The organism is Mangrovibacterium sp., from assembly GCF_059905295.1.
Map to the genome: position 1 here is coordinate 1 of NZ_JBZQJF010000038.1, position 15113 is coordinate 15113.

The 15113-nt window shown below is 44.2% G+C and carries 14 protein-coding genes; 3 read left to right on the forward strand and 11 right to left on the reverse strand.

Annotated features, from left to right (window positions below):
* Position 1: 1 nt before the first annotated feature.
* A complete protein-coding gene (gene eno / locus AC37HE_RS02340; RefSeq protein ID WP_500781166.1) occupies positions 2-1297 on the forward strand; it encodes a phosphopyruvate hydratase in 1296 nt (431 codons plus the stop codon).
* 114 nt (positions 1298-1411) lie between these two features.
* Here eno and AC37HE_RS02345 read toward each other — a convergent pair whose 3' ends face one another.
* The gene (locus tag AC37HE_RS02345) at positions 1412-3700 is read right to left on the reverse strand and encodes a TonB-dependent receptor domain-containing protein (RefSeq protein WP_500781167.1); all 2289 of its coding nucleotides are present in this window, start codon (positions 3698-3700) and stop codon (positions 1412-1414) included.
* Positions 3701-4271: 571 nt separating this feature from the next.
* Positions 4272-4541 (reverse strand): hypothetical protein, encoded by a 270-nt coding sequence (locus AC37HE_RS02350; protein WP_500781168.1) that lies wholly within the window; start codon positions 4539-4541, stop codon positions 4272-4274.
* A 320-nt stretch (positions 4542-4861) separates the two neighbouring features.
* Between AC37HE_RS02350 and AC37HE_RS02355 the strand changes: the two genes are divergently transcribed.
* Positions 4862-5326, forward strand: coding sequence for a DUF4268 domain-containing protein (locus AC37HE_RS02355; RefSeq protein ID WP_500781169.1), 465 nt, complete (start codon positions 4862-4864; stop codon positions 5324-5326).
* Between the two features lie 133 nt (positions 5327-5459).
* Positions 5460-6743: an L-cysteine desulfidase family protein gene (locus AC37HE_RS02360; protein WP_500781170.1), complete on the forward strand. Its 1284-nt coding sequence runs from the start codon at positions 5460-5462 to the stop codon at positions 6741-6743.
* A gap of 426 nt (positions 6744-7169) precedes the next feature.
* On the opposite strand, the gene nuoE is transcribed toward AC37HE_RS02360, so the two are convergent.
* The 9 genes from nuoE to AC37HE_RS02405 form a co-directional block, all read right to left on the reverse strand.
* Complete coding sequence (gene nuoE, locus AC37HE_RS02365; protein ID WP_500781171.1) at positions 7170-7673, reverse strand: NADH-quinone oxidoreductase subunit NuoE; 504 nt, start codon at positions 7671-7673, stop codon at positions 7170-7172.
* A gap of 82 nt (positions 7674-7755) precedes the next feature.
* Positions 7756-8115, reverse strand: coding sequence for a four helix bundle protein (locus AC37HE_RS02370; RefSeq protein ID WP_500781172.1), 360 nt, complete (start codon positions 8113-8115; stop codon positions 7756-7758).
* Positions 8116-8208: 93 nt separating this feature from the next.
* Positions 8209-9960, reverse strand: coding sequence for an NADH-dependent [FeFe] hydrogenase, group A6 (locus AC37HE_RS02375; protein ID WP_500781173.1), 1752 nt, complete (start codon positions 9958-9960; stop codon positions 8209-8211).
* A gap of 15 nt (positions 9961-9975) precedes the next feature.
* Positions 9976-11769 carry an NADH-ubiquinone oxidoreductase-F iron-sulfur binding region domain-containing protein gene (locus AC37HE_RS02380; protein ID WP_500781174.1) on the reverse strand — a complete coding sequence of 598 codons (1794 nt, stop codon included), beginning with the start codon at positions 11767-11769 and terminating at the stop codon, positions 9976-9978.
* A gap of 14 nt (positions 11770-11783) precedes the next feature.
* The gene (locus tag AC37HE_RS02385) at positions 11784-12179 is read right to left on the reverse strand and encodes a (2Fe-2S) ferredoxin domain-containing protein (RefSeq protein WP_500781175.1); all 396 of its coding nucleotides are present in this window, start codon (positions 12177-12179) and stop codon (positions 11784-11786) included.
* 84 nt (positions 12180-12263) lie between these two features.
* A complete protein-coding gene (locus tag AC37HE_RS02390) occupies positions 12264-12815 on the reverse strand; it encodes an ATP-binding protein (protein WP_500781176.1) in 552 nt (183 codons plus the stop codon).
* Entirely contained in the window at positions 12812-13558 is a 747-nt protein-coding gene (locus AC37HE_RS02395) for a PHP domain-containing protein (RefSeq protein WP_500781177.1), read from the reverse strand. Before AC37HE_RS02395 ends, AC37HE_RS02390 begins: the two co-directional genes overlap by 4 nt.
* On the reverse strand, positions 13555-13893 hold the full coding sequence (locus tag AC37HE_RS02400; protein ID WP_500781178.1) for a DRTGG domain-containing protein: 339 nt from the start codon (positions 13891-13893) through the stop codon (positions 13555-13557). Before AC37HE_RS02400 ends, AC37HE_RS02395 begins: the two co-directional genes overlap by 4 nt.
* Positions 13880-15113, reverse strand: a 1234-nt coding sequence (locus AC37HE_RS02405; protein ID WP_500781179.1) for a [Fe-Fe] hydrogenase large subunit C-terminal domain-containing protein, incomplete at its 5' end; no start/stop codon positions are given. The genes AC37HE_RS02405 and AC37HE_RS02400, both read right to left, overlap by 14 nt.

The window sequence follows — 15113 nt, forward strand, 5'->3', positions numbered from 1 at the left end:
AATTAGTAACGTTGTTGGTAGAGAAATCCTTGATTCTCGCGGAAATCCAACTGTAGAAGTGGAAATCACTTTGGAATGTGGCGCTAAAGGTTTAGCTGCTGTACCATCAGGTGCATCAACAGGTGAAAACGAAGCACTGGAGTTGCGTGACGGCGACAAAGGTCGTTACCTTGGAAAAGGTGTGTTAAAGGCTGTTGAAAACGTGAACACAGTGATCGCGAAAGAAATCATTGGTATGGATGCCTCTAACCAAGTTGCTTTGGATGCCGCCTTGTTGGCATTGGATGGAACTAAAACCAAATCTAAATTAGGTGCAAACGCTATGTTGGGTGTTTCATTGGCTGCTGCTAAAGCTGCTGCTGATGCATTCGGTTTGCCTTTATATCGTTACATCGGTGGAGCAAATGCAAAAACATTGCCTGTTCCTATGATGAACATCATTAACGGTGGTTCTCACTCAGATGCTCCTATTGCATTCCAGGAATTTATGATCCGCCCAATCGGCGCTCCATCATTCCGCGAAGGTTTGCGTATGGGTGCTGAAGTATTCCACAGCTTGAAAAAAGTATTGAGCAAACGCGGTTTGAGTACTGCTGTTGGTGACGAAGGTGGTTTCGCTCCAACTTTGGACGGTACTGAAGATGCTTTGAACTCAATCATCGAAGCAATCAAAAACGCTGGTTACAAACCAGGTCGCAAAGAAGACGGTGGTGATGTTTCTATCGCTTTAGACTGTGCTGCTTCTGAATTCTATGCTGATGGTGTTTACGACTACAGCAAATTCGAAGGTGCTACCGGTGCAAAACGTTCTTCTGAAGAACAAGCTGCTTTCTTGGCAGAATTGGTTGAAAAATTCCCTATCGACTCTATCGAAGACGGTATGGATGAAGGCGACTGGGACGGATGGGTTGCTTTGAATGCTAAATTGGGTGACAAATGCCAATTGGTTGGTGACGACTTGTTCGTAACTAACGTTGAATACCTGAAAAAAGGTATCGAATTGGGTGCTGCTAACTCAATCCTGATCAAAGTTAACCAAATTGGTACTTTGACTGAAACTTTGGACGCTATTGAAATGGCACACCGCGCTGGTTATACTTCAGTAACTTCTCACCGTTCAGGTGAAACTGAAGATTCAACTATCGCTGACATCGCAGTAGCTACAAACTCAGGTCAAATCAAAACTGGTTCATTGAGCCGTTCAGACCGTATGGCTAAATACAACCAATTACTTCGTATCGAAGAAGAATTGGGTGCTTCAGCTATCTACGGATACAAAAAAGTATACAAGAAGTAATTCTGAATACGAAATAAATTGAAAAGCCGCCTCCTAAAGGAGAGCGGCTTTTTTTATCCTCTTTATTGCATTGTTCATAACTGGGTTTCACTCAAAGTGAAGTTCTAAACAAGTTTACTGAAAATTAAAGGCCAGACTGAGATCGAAGCTTCGTCCCGGAGAGTAAAGCGGTCGTGTTGATCCGTTGATGTTTCGGCTAAGGTGTTCGTAATAGGCTTCATCCAGCAAGTTGTTGATTCCACCTCTTAAATTTAGTGTTGCGGAGAGGGCATAGCTGGCTTTCAAATCAACGACATTGAACGCTGGCGTTGAATGTTCCCCATAACTGGTGGCTATTCGATCTTGTTTGAATGAGTGCCGGAAGACAAGCTCAGTCTTTAGCTTTTGTTGGAGAAATGTGCTTTGTAGTCGGTACCGAAATTCCACCGGTGGAATTTCAGGCAGTGCTTCACCTGTATCTTTATTTTTACCGTAGGTGTAGGCCAACTCAGCAACCTGATGCAACTGGGGCAAGAATGCTTGTTTCCAACTTAGCTCAAAACCGTTATGCAATGCCTGATCCACATTAATGTACTGTCGCACTCCCGGTGCAGAGGACATTCTAGGCGACAGATCATCCCTGATTTCAGATGAAATATAGTTATCGATAAAAGCGGCAAAGCCATTCAGTTTAACCGCTGTATTTGTCGTTTCCCACGATAGCACTAAATCAAATTGTTTGTTGGTTTCTGCTTTCAAATTTGGGTTTCCAACCAATTCATAGGGATCGAGGCCGATCGGGAAGTAGTTGATATAACGTTCTGCCAAGCCCGGACTACGCTGTGTTAGTCCAAACCACAGGCCAGCAGAAAAATACTTGTTAAGTTGTTTGGTTCCCCCCAGGCTAAAAGCAGGGTTAACCAGATCTGATGTCAAATTACCGTCATACAGTGTGGCAAAATTAGAATCTGGATTATCAGCTTCTGCATGGTTCATCTCAAGTCGGGCAGAGAAAACCAGCTGGTAGCTAATCCCTGGCAGGTGATATTCTGCAAACAGGCCGCTTTTGCTTATTTGTGCTTCCTGCCAAACATTGTCGTAAATTGTCTTACCGGCCATTGGGCCCATAAGCATTTCTCTTTGCCGTTCTCCTTCAGCTTTCTCGATTCGCATATCAGCGCCGGCATACAGATAGGATTTGTCAAAGTTGAATTGTATTTCAGTCCGTCCTCCGAAGTTCCGGGTTTTGGCAAAAGTAATCGCATCAACCATGCGTGGTTCCAGTAATTTGCTGTAGTTGTCCATTACGTGATGTACCCGAGTGGCATATAGTCGGGTCTCCCAGTGCTTTAGACTCGACTTGTGAAAATGGGCTGTATGCCCCAGGTTGAATAACCAGGTATCATCTTTTCGAAGATCCATGGCTAATGTCGGGAAATCAACGTCTTTAGCATGATTGTTGGCAACCATGGCACTTAGTTCTTGTGAGTCACTAAACTTAATGCCTAGTTTTCCCCCAATATTTCGTCGGTTGAAATTCGCCGGGACAGTTAAGCCGTCACCATCCTGATAATCGTCACCTGTTGCATAGGAGCCAAACAGTTTCAGGTCGGCAATCTGGTTTGTGTAGTTCATTAATGCTTCATTCCGCGATACATTTCCGTTTGTTTCGTAACTACTACTGATGCGGCCGCTTAGATTGCCCCTTTCGCTAAAATTAAATCCCGTACTTTTAAAATTGACGGTTCCACCTAAAGCATTTCCGTAGCGTAAACTATAAGGGCCCTTCACTACTTCAGCCTGGCTGATCATATTCAGAGGAACCTGGCTGGCCGATGGATCCATTCGGTTTGGACAACCGGCGGTGGCTCCCTGAACTCCATCAATGACCAGGTTAATCTGGTCGTACTTGAAACCTCGGATTACCGGGTCGAATCCGTAGGCGCCGCTTTTTCGGATACTTGAAATGGCCATGAACTGATCCAGTAAATTGCCGGCGTCATGTTCCAGCAAATCTTGCGATTCAATATTCATTTTCTCCTTGTCGGAAGCAGATGGATGTACCTGTAATAAAACAACGGGTTGCAATAGATGTGTTTGGGGCTGAAGAGAAATAAAGCCGGATTGGATAGCCTGTTCTACTTCTTTCGGACTAAAGGAAAATTCGCCGTATTGGATATGTTTTACCCTTAATGAATTGCCCGAAACCGGGTTTAGGTATATTGTTCCATCAGAATCGGAAATTCCCGATTTATCGCCATATTGAAATGAAGCGTCACTAATGGGATGTTTGTCATCACTATCAATTAGCTTTACTTTACCTGTCTGTCCCCAGCTGTATTGTATATAGGTTAAGCTGAATACAAGAGAGAACAGTACAAGTCGAAGCCCTATCCTCTGAAAAGGCTGGTTCATTGTATTCATTTTGTACTCTTTTGATGTTGTCCCAACGGAGGGACTTTTGTTTGACGTTATTTAAATTGAAGTTCCGGAGGAAGCGGCTTTTGGAGGATGAAAGATTTCGCCTAACGTTAAAAAGTTGTGTATGTATTGATTAATAACTACTCGTTTCCCCAATAAAAACGGTACAACCAGTTTCTTTTTTTTCGAAGCAGGAAAATATTGGATTTCAAGTTTTTTTAGCTCATTTTCAGGAGTTTCAGCATCTGTTTTCTGCTGTTTTTTCAGTTCCTTTTTTAATTGGCAACATCCGTGGCAGTTCGATTCCGGTTTGTCTCGGTTAATGCAAAGGTATTTAGCAATGTAATTCTGATTGAGTTTAAATGAAATGAAAACTGCAGTGACTGACATGGTATGCCAGAGAATTGAAAGAATAATAATAGGAGTCAGCAGTTGTTTCATTGAATTCACCTAATTGCGCATACTTAGACAAATCAAATGAATAAATGTTCAAAAAAAACCCGACGTGAGAGATTGTCGGGTTTTGAACACTAAGTTGAGATAAGAATTCGGCCTTTTCGGCCTGGAAAAATTTTCAGCTTGTAGTTTCGATGATCCAATGTTTTGCCTTGTTTGGGTTTCTAAAAGCCTTCATTTTCATCCCAAACTTTTGGCAAAACATACAGATCATTATCGCCACGAAATACAAGTCATCATTAACAACTAAGGCAATTTTTCTACTTGTTCGATCTTTCACCGCATATAAATGATCTTTAATTGCCATTAATTCATCGTATGAAGGATGATAGTATGTATTCTTTAGGTCAACAATAGCTCCGATTTCGGGATCGAATTGTGGATCCATGATAACCGAATCAATTGTATTTGATATGATATCGAGCTCTAAATTTCCCTCTCCTTCCACTCTTAGTATCCGCTCTAAATGATTGAACGAATACTTGAAAGATCCTTTTATAAGAGATTTGGCTACATACATAGAATCAATGGTTCTTCAAAAATTGCAAATTGCTAACAAAAAAAACTAAGTCCTGTTTATCGCTATTAAGTTTCTCAAACGCACTGCAATGATAGGCGATATCCATGAAGGCGTTAATATGAAATAGACAAAGCATTTTAAAAATGCGTTTATCGGTGTATTTTTGAGGATTAATCGGTGAATGAAAGATGTATACGAAGGAAGAAGCGAAAAAATTAAGGAAAGATTTCTGGATTTTGTTCGGAAAACGGTGCGAAATTGTGCCGGAATTAAAGGGTCGAAAGAAGAAATGGATGCTTTATGATACCAAAATCAGTGGGCTTGATCTCAAATTTGAGATTGACAGGTCAGAGGCTTTAGTCATGCTTGAGATCAATGCAAGGAGCGAAGATCGTAGGATACAGGTCTATGAACAACTGGAAAAATATCGGGTAATTATTGAAGATGGCTTCGAAAATGGTTTGGAATGGGAACTTTGTTACAGCTTGCCGAAAGGGGAAGAGGTAAGCCGAATTTTCATCCGGAAAAAAAACGTTGATATTCATCGACAAAACCAATGGCCTGATATTTATAACTTTTTCATCGATAATATGTTGGTGTTGGAATGGAATTTTCTGGAGATTCGAGATCTGGTTGCTGAAGAGGTCGGTTAAGGATTTATAGAGTATCAAACTTCCGATTATTCACTATTTCGACTGAAAACCTAATTTAAATCATAATTTGAGCTTGTAATATTTTCGATGTTTCCAGACCTATCATTTGTTATTCAAATAATGGTTGTTGAAAATGAAACGAGAAGATATCGATGCGATTTTGAGTTTAATTAAACGTGAAGTCGTTCCTGCAATTGGTTGTACCGAACCTATCGCTGTTGCCTTAACAGTTGCAAAGGCAAAGGAAGTATTGGGAGAACAAGCTGCCAGAGCTGAATTGTTTCTGAGTCGTAATATTCTGAAGAACTCCATGGGTGTCGGAATACCGGGAACCGGAATGATCGGGCTTCCTATTGCCATTGCTTTAGGAATGGTGGTTGGTAAATCGGAATACGGACTGGAAGTTTTGAAAGACATGAACCCGGAGGCATTAGCCGAAGCCAAGAAAATTGTTGAGGAAAAGCGGACTTCTGTAGAACTCAAAGAAGATACACCAGATAAGTTATATATAGAGGCTCGCTGTTACGGCGAAACGAAGAATTCCAAAGTTATTATTTGTGGGAGTCACAACAACATCGCTTATGTTGAAGCCAATGGTGAGGTTATTTATGATGAGTTTACCAATGGAAATTTTCAGATGGCTGAAAGCAGCGATGTGGAGTTAAACTTCAATAAGATTTACGACTTCGCCATGGAAGCTCCGGTCGACGATTTGCACTTTATGCTCGAAGCTGCACAATTGAATAAAATGGCAGCTGAAGAGTCTAAGAAAGGTTCGTTTGGGCATTCGGTAGCCCGTGTTATTGAAAACGAATCCTTCCGACATGTCATGGGAACCAGTGTTTACAATCGTCTGGTAGCCGTTACCGCTTCGGCTTGCGATGTGCGGATGGCTGGAGCTATGGTTCCGGTGATGAGTAACTCGGGGAGTGGTAACCAGGGAATTACCTGCACACTTCCGGTGGTTGTTTTTGCTGAAGAAATGAAAAAGCCCGAAGATGACTTGGTGCGGGCATTGGTATTGAGTCACCTCATGGTAATTTATATCAAACGTCGCTTAGGACGTTTATCAGCTTTGTGTGGTGTGACTGTAGCCGGGATTGGTGCAGCTTGCGGAATTACCCACCTGATGGGTGGAAACCGTGACCAGGTCGCCTATGCAGTGAAAAACATGATTGGTAACATTGCGGGTATGTTGTGCGACGGTGCTAAGCCAAGCTGTGCGTTGAAAGTATCAAGCTCGGTTTCATCGGCCACTTTCTCAGCCATGATGGCGATGGATAATAAAGTGGTAAGTTCGCTGGAAGGAATTGCGGATGAAGACGTGGATAAAACCATTAACAATTTAAGCGACATTGGTTCTGAAGGTATGAGTGAGGTCGATAAGATGGTTCTCAACATTATGCTTAAGAAATAAGAAGCCCCCTTCCCGTTCCCCCGAGGGGGGAAGGCTTGGCCTCTGTTTCAAAAATAGATAACGAAAGTGGTAAAAATACAAAAGAAGCCGCCGGGTAATTTCCCGCCGGCTTCTTCTTTGTTTATATCCCTTACTGAGGCATCCCCAAAGGCGATAAGCCAAAAGCCTGTTCGCCACAGCCAATTACCACATAGGCAAGGGGTAAAAGGCTTCGGCGAACACCCAATAGGGTCTTCGGAAGAGGTTTTAGGGTCTTCCGAATGACCAATAAGCTCTTCCGAACAGCCGATTAGCCCATAGGCAAGGGGTAATAACCCCTTCGATAAGACCTCCGACCCCTTAACCAAGGGGTTCGAAGCTGTAACCCAAGGCAAATTCGCTTTCGCTTCCGCGCTAACGCATCGTTTGGGGTTCTTGGGCTACGAGTCAGGCTGTTTGAGCCTCAGAGCAGCCTTCCTGGTACTCTGCAATAATTTTACTAACCTGTTGGGGTGATACCCGGCCGTAAACTTTCTCACCAACCAGTACCACCGGAGCTAGTCCGCAGGCACCCACACAGCGCAGGCAGTTGATAGAAAACTTGCCATCGGCGGTGGTTTGTCCCACTTCTATGCCAAGGTGGCGTTTAAACTCGTGAAGCACTTTCTCTCCTCCACGCACATAACAGGCCGTCCCCATGCAAATGGAAATCGGGTGTTCACCTTGAGGAAGCATGGTGAAGAATGAATAGAATGTTACAACGCCGTAAACTTTTGCCACCGACATATTCAGCTCATTGGCAATTACCTCCTGCACTTCGGCTGGTAGGTAGCCCAATTTACTTTGAACCTGGTGAAGTACGTTGATTAATTCTGATTCCTGGTTGTTAAACTGAGCACAAACCGATTTAATCAGTTCAACGGTTTTCTCTGCTAATTTTATTTTGGTCATGATGTTTCGTTTAAGTTGAAATGATGTTTTATCTACAGTCATTAATTGTCAATGAGTCATTTGTCATTCGTTGTTTTTGGGGTCAGTTGCCTTTGGAGCCAATTGAATTGATGTAGTTGTTTAGTTTGATGACCAACGAGTCATACGATTTCATAAGTTTCCCGAAGGTTTCCTCATCAATCAAGTTACGCCGAAAGGCTTTTGTTAGCCAGGTTTTGGTTTCAAAAAGCGAGCCTCTTGAAAAATAGAGGAAGTTCTTATGGTCTTTGTAATGAAACCGTCCGAAACCCTCACTGATATTGGCCGAGATCGAATCTGTAGCCTCGAGTAATTGTTGCTCGATTGAGAACCTGTAAAAGTTTTCCCATTGAATAACAAGGGCGTGAACTTCATCGGCCAACTCCATCGATATTTGGTAAACCTGTAAATCTTCCAGTTTCATGTTAAGGTAGCTAAGCGTGACAATTATTGACTATTAATGACAACTAAATGACTATTGATTGACTATTAATGACTAAGAATGACGTCTCCTCGACTAGCTTCTGTCGAAATATTTGGTGTGCAACAGATGATGGGCTTTTTCGCTCATCGGAGCTCCAAGAAATTCGTCATAAAGCTTTTGAATATGTGGATTTTCGTGCGACTTCCGAAGCGTTTTGTTTTTGTCTTCGGAATAAAGCGCCTTCTGACGTTTCTTCAGAATTTCCACATCGCCATGGTGGTATGGTTGACCACCGCCGCCAATACATCCGCCGGGACACGACATGATTTCAATCGCATGAAATTCGCTTTTGCCAGCCTTGATTTCATTGAGCAGTTGACGGGCATTACCCAGTCCGTGAGCAATACCAATGTTGATTGGAGTTCCGTCGAAGTCGATTGTTGCTTTGCGAAGACCTTCCATGCCACGTAGTTCTTCAAAATCGAGTTTTGGCAACGATTTGCCGGTCTGAATTTCGTAGGCCGTACGAACTGCAGCTTCAATTACCCCTCCTGTTGTCCCAAAAATAACTCCGGCTCCGGTTGATTCTCCCATTGGCTGATCGAAATCTTCTTCCGGTAACGATTGGAAATCCATATTCGACAAATTGATCAATGATGCCAACTCGCGGGTTGTTAAGGCGTAATCCACATCCGGGTTATCGTTTACAGCAAACTCATCGCGGCTACTTTCATATTTCTTTGCAACACATGGCATGATAGAAACCACCACCAAATCCTCGCGTTTTACACCGATCTTGTCAGCGAAATAGGTTTTTGCAATAGCTCCGAACATTTGTTGCGGGGAACGTGCAGTAGATGGGATATCTTTTAAGTCAGGGAACTGATGTTCAAAGAATTTCACCCAGGCAGGGCAGCATGATGTTAAGATTGGCATTTTTACATTTGGGTCACCACCCAGGTACTTGCCTAAACGATCCAGTAACTCGGTACCTTCTTCCATAATGGTGAGGTCGGCTGCAAAGTCGGTGTCGAACACATAATCGAATCCTAATCGACGTAAGGCTGAAACCATTTTCCCGGTTACCAGGGTGCCTGCTTCCATGTCGAATTCTTCACCCAAAGCAGCACGTACAGCCGGAGCCGTTTGAACAATAACGGTTTTTGCAGGATCAGAAAGGGCCCGGATAACAGCACCGGTTTCGTCGACTTCAGTTAAGGCACCTGTTGGACAAACGGCAACACATTGACCGCAATAAGTACAGGTCGAGTGGTCGAGGTTCATCTCGAATGCGGGTGATACAACAGCTTCGAAACCGCGGTTGATTGTTGAAAGGACACCTACTGTTTGCACGGTGTTACACATGGTTTCGCATCGCTTGCATCGGATACATTTATCCATTTCACGAATGATGGCAGGGGAAGTATCTTCCCGGTAATGAGTTTGAGCTCCCTTGTAGTGGACTTCACGAATTCCCATCTGGTGAGCCATGTCCTGTAATTCGCAGTTGCCCGACTTGGCACAAACCAGGCAGTCGGCGGGGTGATCCGATAGAATCAGCTCAAGAACCGTACGACGAGCATTTACGGCGCGCATCGAGTGGGTGCTGATTTCCATGCCCTCGGCTACCTCGGTACAGCAAGCTGGTGCCAGGTTGCGGCGGCCTTTCACCTCTACCACGCAGACGCGGCACCCGCCGGGTTTATTTTCAATATTCATGTCGTGAAGCTTCATGTGACAGAGTGTCGGAATGTCGATGCCGACTTCTGCAGCTGCTTCCAGGATCGTCGTTCCCTTGGGAACTTCGATGCTCTTATGGTCGATATTTAATGTGATTTTTTCCATGTTTAATCCTCTTTGTTATGCGATCTTTACCGCGTCAAACTTACATTTCTCCAAACAGATACCGCACTTAATACAAAGTGACTGATCGACATAGTGTGGTCCGCGTTTCTCACCCGAAATTGCACCAACCGGGCAGTTACGGAAACACAGCGTACATCCGGTACATTTTTCCTCATCAATGTGGTAGCTTAGCAGCGCTTTACATTGACCGGCCGGACACTTGTGGTGTTCCACGTGTGCGGTGTACTCGTCGATAAAATGGTCGAGTGTTGACAGTACCGGGTTGGGGGAGGTTTGTCCCAAACCGCATAAGCTTGAGTCTTTAATCACATGGCTAAGCATGCGCAATTTGTCAATATCTTCTTTAGTCCCTTTGCCTTGACTTATGTTGTCGAGGATTTCGAAAAGACGTTTGTTCCCGATGCGGCAAGGCGTACATTTCCCGCAAGATTCGTCGAGGGTAAATTCGAGGTAGAACTTGGCAATGGAAACCATACAATCACTTTCGTCCATTACGATCATACCACCCGAACCCATCATCGATCCCGCAGCTAACAGGTTGTCGTAGTCGATTGGTGTATCGAGGAAGTCTTTGGTCAGGCAGCCGCCGGATGGTCCGCCGGTTTGCACGGCCTTGAACTCTTTTCCGTCTTTAATACCACCACCAATGTCGTAGATCACTTCGCGCAGGGTAATCCCCATTGGAACTTCAATCAGACCGACATTGTTGATTTTTCCGGCGAGAGCAAACACTTTTGTTCCTTTTGACTTTTCAGTTCCAATACTGGAGAACCATTCGGCTCCTTTGTTAATGATTGGAGGAATATTGGCGAAGGTTTCCACGTTGTTCACGTTGGTTGGCTTGCCCATGTAACCCGATTCTGACGGGAATGGTGGTTTGAAAGTTGGTTCGCCGCGCAGACCTTCCATGGAGTGGATCAAGGCTGTTTCCTCACCGCAGACGAAAGCACCGGCTCCGTAACGGATTTCAATCTCGAAATTGAAGTCTGAGCCCAGGATGTTTTCACCGAGTAGCCCAAATTCAGCAGCCTGTTCCAAGGCAACTTTCAAGCGTTTGATTGCCAACGGATATTCGGCCCGGATGTAGACCAAGCCTTTTGATGCGCCAATGCAGTAGCCGCAAATGGCCATCGCCTCAATTACGGAATGCGGGTCACCTTCGAGGATTGACCGGTCCATAAATGCTCCCGGGTCACCTTCATCGGCATTACAGACGACATATTTCTGGTCTGCTTCAACCTTGTGTGTAATTTCCCATTTCAGGCCGGTAGGGAAACCTCCGCCACCGCGACCGCGTAACCCTGATTTTTTGATGATATCAATTACTTCGGTCGGCGAATAATTCTCCAGGCAAGTACCCAAAGCGGCATAGCCATCGTTACCGATGTATTCGTTAATATTTTCAGGGTTGATAAAACCACAGTTGCGAAGTGCAATACGGACTTGTTTTTTGTAAAAGTCCATGTCTTTACTATCGTCAATCCGCTTATCTTTTTTAGGATCGACAAAAAGCAAATGTTCTACTTTACGCCCTTTCAAAATGTGTTCGTCAACAATTTCAACAGCGTCTTTCGGTTCAACCGATACGTAGAAGGTATTGTCGGGCTGGATTTTTACAATCGGCCCTTTTTCACAAAATCCGAAGCAGCCGGTTTGCAGCACCTGAACCTGGTCCTGAAGGCCATGATCTGCTAATCGGTTTTTCAAATTTGTTTTCAGCAGGTCGCTTTGGGAGGCTTTACAGCCCGTTCCACCGCAGACCAGTATATGGGTATTAAATTCTGCCATTTTGTTTGGGTTTGTTAGTCTTCAATGGTTTTGTAGTTGGTTGGGATAATGCCATCAACCAATTCGTTTAGCTTGAGATGTTTTTCGATAATTTCGAGCGCTTTGTCTTTGTTGACATGCCCATAGATAACTGGTTCTTTGCCTGGTACGGTTACTTCGATCGTGGGTTCGGCATAGCAATAGCCCATGCAACCAGTTTGGGTGACAATGGCATCAATACCCTGGTGGTCGAGTTCTTCGATCAGGTAGTTCATCGTTTCTTTGGCCCCCGATGCGATTCCGCAGGTAGCCATAGATACTTTAATGTGGATCAGGTTCTCCGGATGGTCTCCTTTCTCCCTGAGCTTGATTTTTGACTGCACCTCGTCTTTAAGTTTACGCAGGTCAGCTAATGATTTAATTTTTGTCATTACGATTCTTGGTTTTTTATTACGTTTTTCTCTGTTTTTACTTCTAATTTCAGTTTTTTCGTACTTGGTCTAATTGGTCGGAAATCATTCTCTCGTAATTTGAATATGATCTAAGTTTTCTTCAATCATTGATCTTAGGAAATCTCTTATTTCTTTGGTAACGAGCGGAGTTCCTTCCAGTATTTTTTTTATTTGGCGCGAATCAAAATTGAATTCGCCCTGTATGGTTTGATGACGATATAAAATTTCAGTTCCCCTCTCATTGGCCAGCAGAATCATGATCGTCCCTGTGATATCACCCAAGGGAGGACGATCGATATGGTGATAGCCAAAGATGGCTGTCAACTCGGTACCTACGCCGAGTTCCGATTCAATTTGAAAAGAACCATCGCATTGTTCTGCATTCTGCTTCAACATTGGAATTCCCAAGCCTACTTTCCGTGTTGTTCGCGACGTGAAAAACGGATCGGTTACTTTTTCCAGTGTTTCTGCATCCATACCATCGCCGTCATCTTTTATCACGATACGGTAATACCCTTCGTTGGGATTCTCCATAATGTGAATTTCAACGAGTCTGGCATTTGCCCGGATCGAATTTTGTGCCAGGTCAAGTATATGTAATGAGAGTTCAATCATTTCTCAATTTTTACTGATCGGCCCTTTTGTTGGTTCAAAGCCCATCTTATTTCTTCGAATGAGGGATTAACCAGTTCGAAGGTTGAGCATGCGGTGCCAATATCCTCCGGATAGTGGGCATCGGATGCCTTTATAAGTGTAATATTGGGGTGTATGTCGTAATGCCTACGCAATTGGCTTTCGTGAGCTTGCTTGCTGATCTGCAGGGCATCGATTTTCAGTTCGTGGGGTAAAAATCCCAGTTGGCTGAAAATGCTGTTCATCGGCCGGTCGATATGAGCCGGGATGAATATTCCATTGAGTTGGTGCACGAAATTGGCGATTGTTTCCAACTCTACCTGCAAGCTATTTCCCAGGTACCAAGGCAATTCTTCGACAATTTGGTTGTCTTTATCTACCACAACCTGGTAGCCGAAATAATCGGGTTTGTTCGGAATATGTGGCAAGTAATGTTCGATGAATCCTTGAAATTCATTCATACTATGGTCGTCTTCGAACAGGCAAAGGGAGTGAACCTCTTCCCGACTGTTTACCTCGCAACCATTTAAAACCACAATTCCGGAATCAGCTGCCATTTCACGAACCACCTTGCATTGTTTGGTGCTGTTGTGATCGGTTATGGCGATAATATCCAGCTTTTTTTGCTGAGCGCGTGCAATGATCTCATCAGGGCTCATGGCCAGATCTGCACATGGTGAAAGTACCGTGTGCAGGTGCAGGTCGGCCCTGAACTTCCGCATCATTTGTTGTTCAGTAAAGCGTACAATTTACCGGCGATTTCAAATGTTGACAGAGAGCTTGACAGGATCGGGATTTGTTCTTCATCGCTGTGATGAATTGTGTTTTCGTTCGCTTTCAGGTCTTTCACCAAGATGACAGCGGCCATATCTTTCAGAGAAGCAATAGCCATTACATTCTGATGTACCTGCAGTGTAATCCACACTTGCCCTTCATGGGCATTGCCCATCACATCACTTAACAGGTCGGAGACATAAGCTCCGGTTATCTCCCGGTCGAGACCTTTCTCTCCCGAGATGACTTTGAGTCCGAGTTGATCTACAATTTCAGAAACCTTCATTTCTTCTTCCTCTTTTATTACAATCTGCTTTAAATCGATCTTTGCCCCATTTTTTCTCCATATTCTTCAGGGCTTTGGAGGTTGATATTTTATTTTCTTCCTGCCATGTTTGTTGCAGGAATACACAGTCTGACATTTTTGCTTGCTGGCATACCATATCTTCGGCAAGAGCCTGGCAGTTGGGGGCACCGCATGCACCACAGTCAATCCCGGGCAGGAAGCATATGATTCGTTGCATCTTGCTCATTTTCTCCAACGCTTTTTCCCGGTCTTTATCCAGAATGAACACTGGTTTGGGTTTGATTTGTTCTGAAACAAGCTTCGGTTTTAAGGTTTCTGCCATGGCCTGTACCGGGTGGTCCTTAAATTTTATTGCCGGATGGTAGCGTTTTGCTCTTCGTTCCAGTCGCTCCGATGTGAGAAAACGATTGCCCGATAGCAGGTTCCCGCCGGCACAACTTTGGTCGCAAGCGCGGAGCTCCAGAAAATCAATGTCCGGTACTTCTTCGTTTTCCAGGCGTTCCAGGAATTTTACAACGTTGTGAATCCCATCGATGGCCATACTCCGTTCGCCAAAGTGCTTCGCTTCACCACGTGTCAGGCTCCACAGAATTCCGTCGCGCGTTAACGTTGTTCGCTGATCGCTCGTGTCGGCTACGTCTTTGGTACTGATGTTTTTGCGAACCTTGTTGTAAAGCTCGTTCATGTTGATGATGCCATCAACGATTGATTCAGTTTCACCCAATGGACTTTTCACCGAACTCATTTTGGCAATGCAGGGAGTTACGTAAAATAACCCGATTTCCTCTCGTTTGGCTCCTTGAGCCAGTAGCTGCTCCAAGGCAAAGTTAGCTCCCAAATCCTGTGGCGCCTTGCAGCGGATCAGGTTTTCGAGCAGCGAGGGATACCTGATTTGTATAAGTCGCACCACGGACGGGCAAAAGGTGGAGATATGGGGACGGTTGTTTTTATCTTTCCGACAGTAATCCCGAATCGATTCTTTGAGAAAACCAATAGGTTGCTCTACTTCATAAACATGAGTGAAACCCATTTTTAGCAGTGCGGCGTAAATCTGGTCTTCCGTATAGTTTTCGGGGAATTGACCGATCATGACCGACGGGAAAAGAACAACACGGTATTTAAATGTTTTGATCTTGTCGAGGTCGTCCTGTTCCACGAAGATGGCTTTTACCGGACATTTCCGCATGCATCTTCCACAG

What these genes read in the sequence shown, in the direction of transcription:
- AC37HE_RS02370 (WP_500781172.1), bottom strand. Translation starts at nt 8,115, where the DNA reads ATGAAACTGGAAGATTTACAGGTTTACCAAATATCGATGGAGTTGGCC.
- AC37HE_RS02350 (WP_500781168.1), bottom strand. Translation starts at nt 4,541, where the DNA reads ATGGATCCACAATTCGATCCCGAAATCGGAGCTATTGTTGACCTAAAG.
- AC37HE_RS02375 (WP_500781173.1), bottom strand. Translation starts at nt 9,960, where the DNA reads ATGGAAAAAATCACATTAAATATCGACCATAAGAGCATCGAAGTTCCC.
- AC37HE_RS02345 (WP_500781167.1), bottom strand. Translation starts at nt 3,700, where the DNA reads ATGAATACAATGAACCAGCCTTTTCAGAGGATAGGGCTTCGACTTGTA.
- AC37HE_RS02380 (WP_500781174.1), bottom strand. Translation starts at nt 11,769, where the DNA reads ATGGCAGAATTTAATACCCATATACTGGTCTGCGGTGGAACGGGCTGT.
- AC37HE_RS02390 (WP_500781176.1), bottom strand. Translation starts at nt 12,815, where the DNA reads ATGATTGAACTCTCATTACATATACTTGACCTGGCACAAAATTCGATC.
- AC37HE_RS02395 (WP_500781177.1), bottom strand. Translation starts at nt 13,558, where the DNA reads ATGATGCGGAAGTTCAGGGCCGACCTGCACCTGCACACGGTACTTTCA.
- AC37HE_RS02360 (WP_500781170.1), top strand. Translation starts at nt 5,460, where the DNA reads ATGAAACGAGAAGATATCGATGCGATTTTGAGTTTAATTAAACGTGAA.
- nuoE (WP_500781171.1), bottom strand. Translation starts at nt 7,673, where the DNA reads ATGACCAAAATAAAATTAGCAGAGAAAACCGTTGAACTGATTAAATCG.
- AC37HE_RS02385 (WP_500781175.1), bottom strand. Translation starts at nt 12,179, where the DNA reads ATGACAAAAATTAAATCATTAGCTGACCTGCGTAAACTTAAAGACGAG.
- AC37HE_RS02400 (WP_500781178.1), bottom strand. Translation starts at nt 13,893, where the DNA reads ATGAAGGTTTCTGAAATTGTAGATCAACTCGGACTCAAAGTCATCTCG.
- AC37HE_RS02355 (WP_500781169.1), top strand. Translation starts at nt 4,862, where the DNA reads ATGTATACGAAGGAAGAAGCGAAAAAATTAAGGAAAGATTTCTGGATT.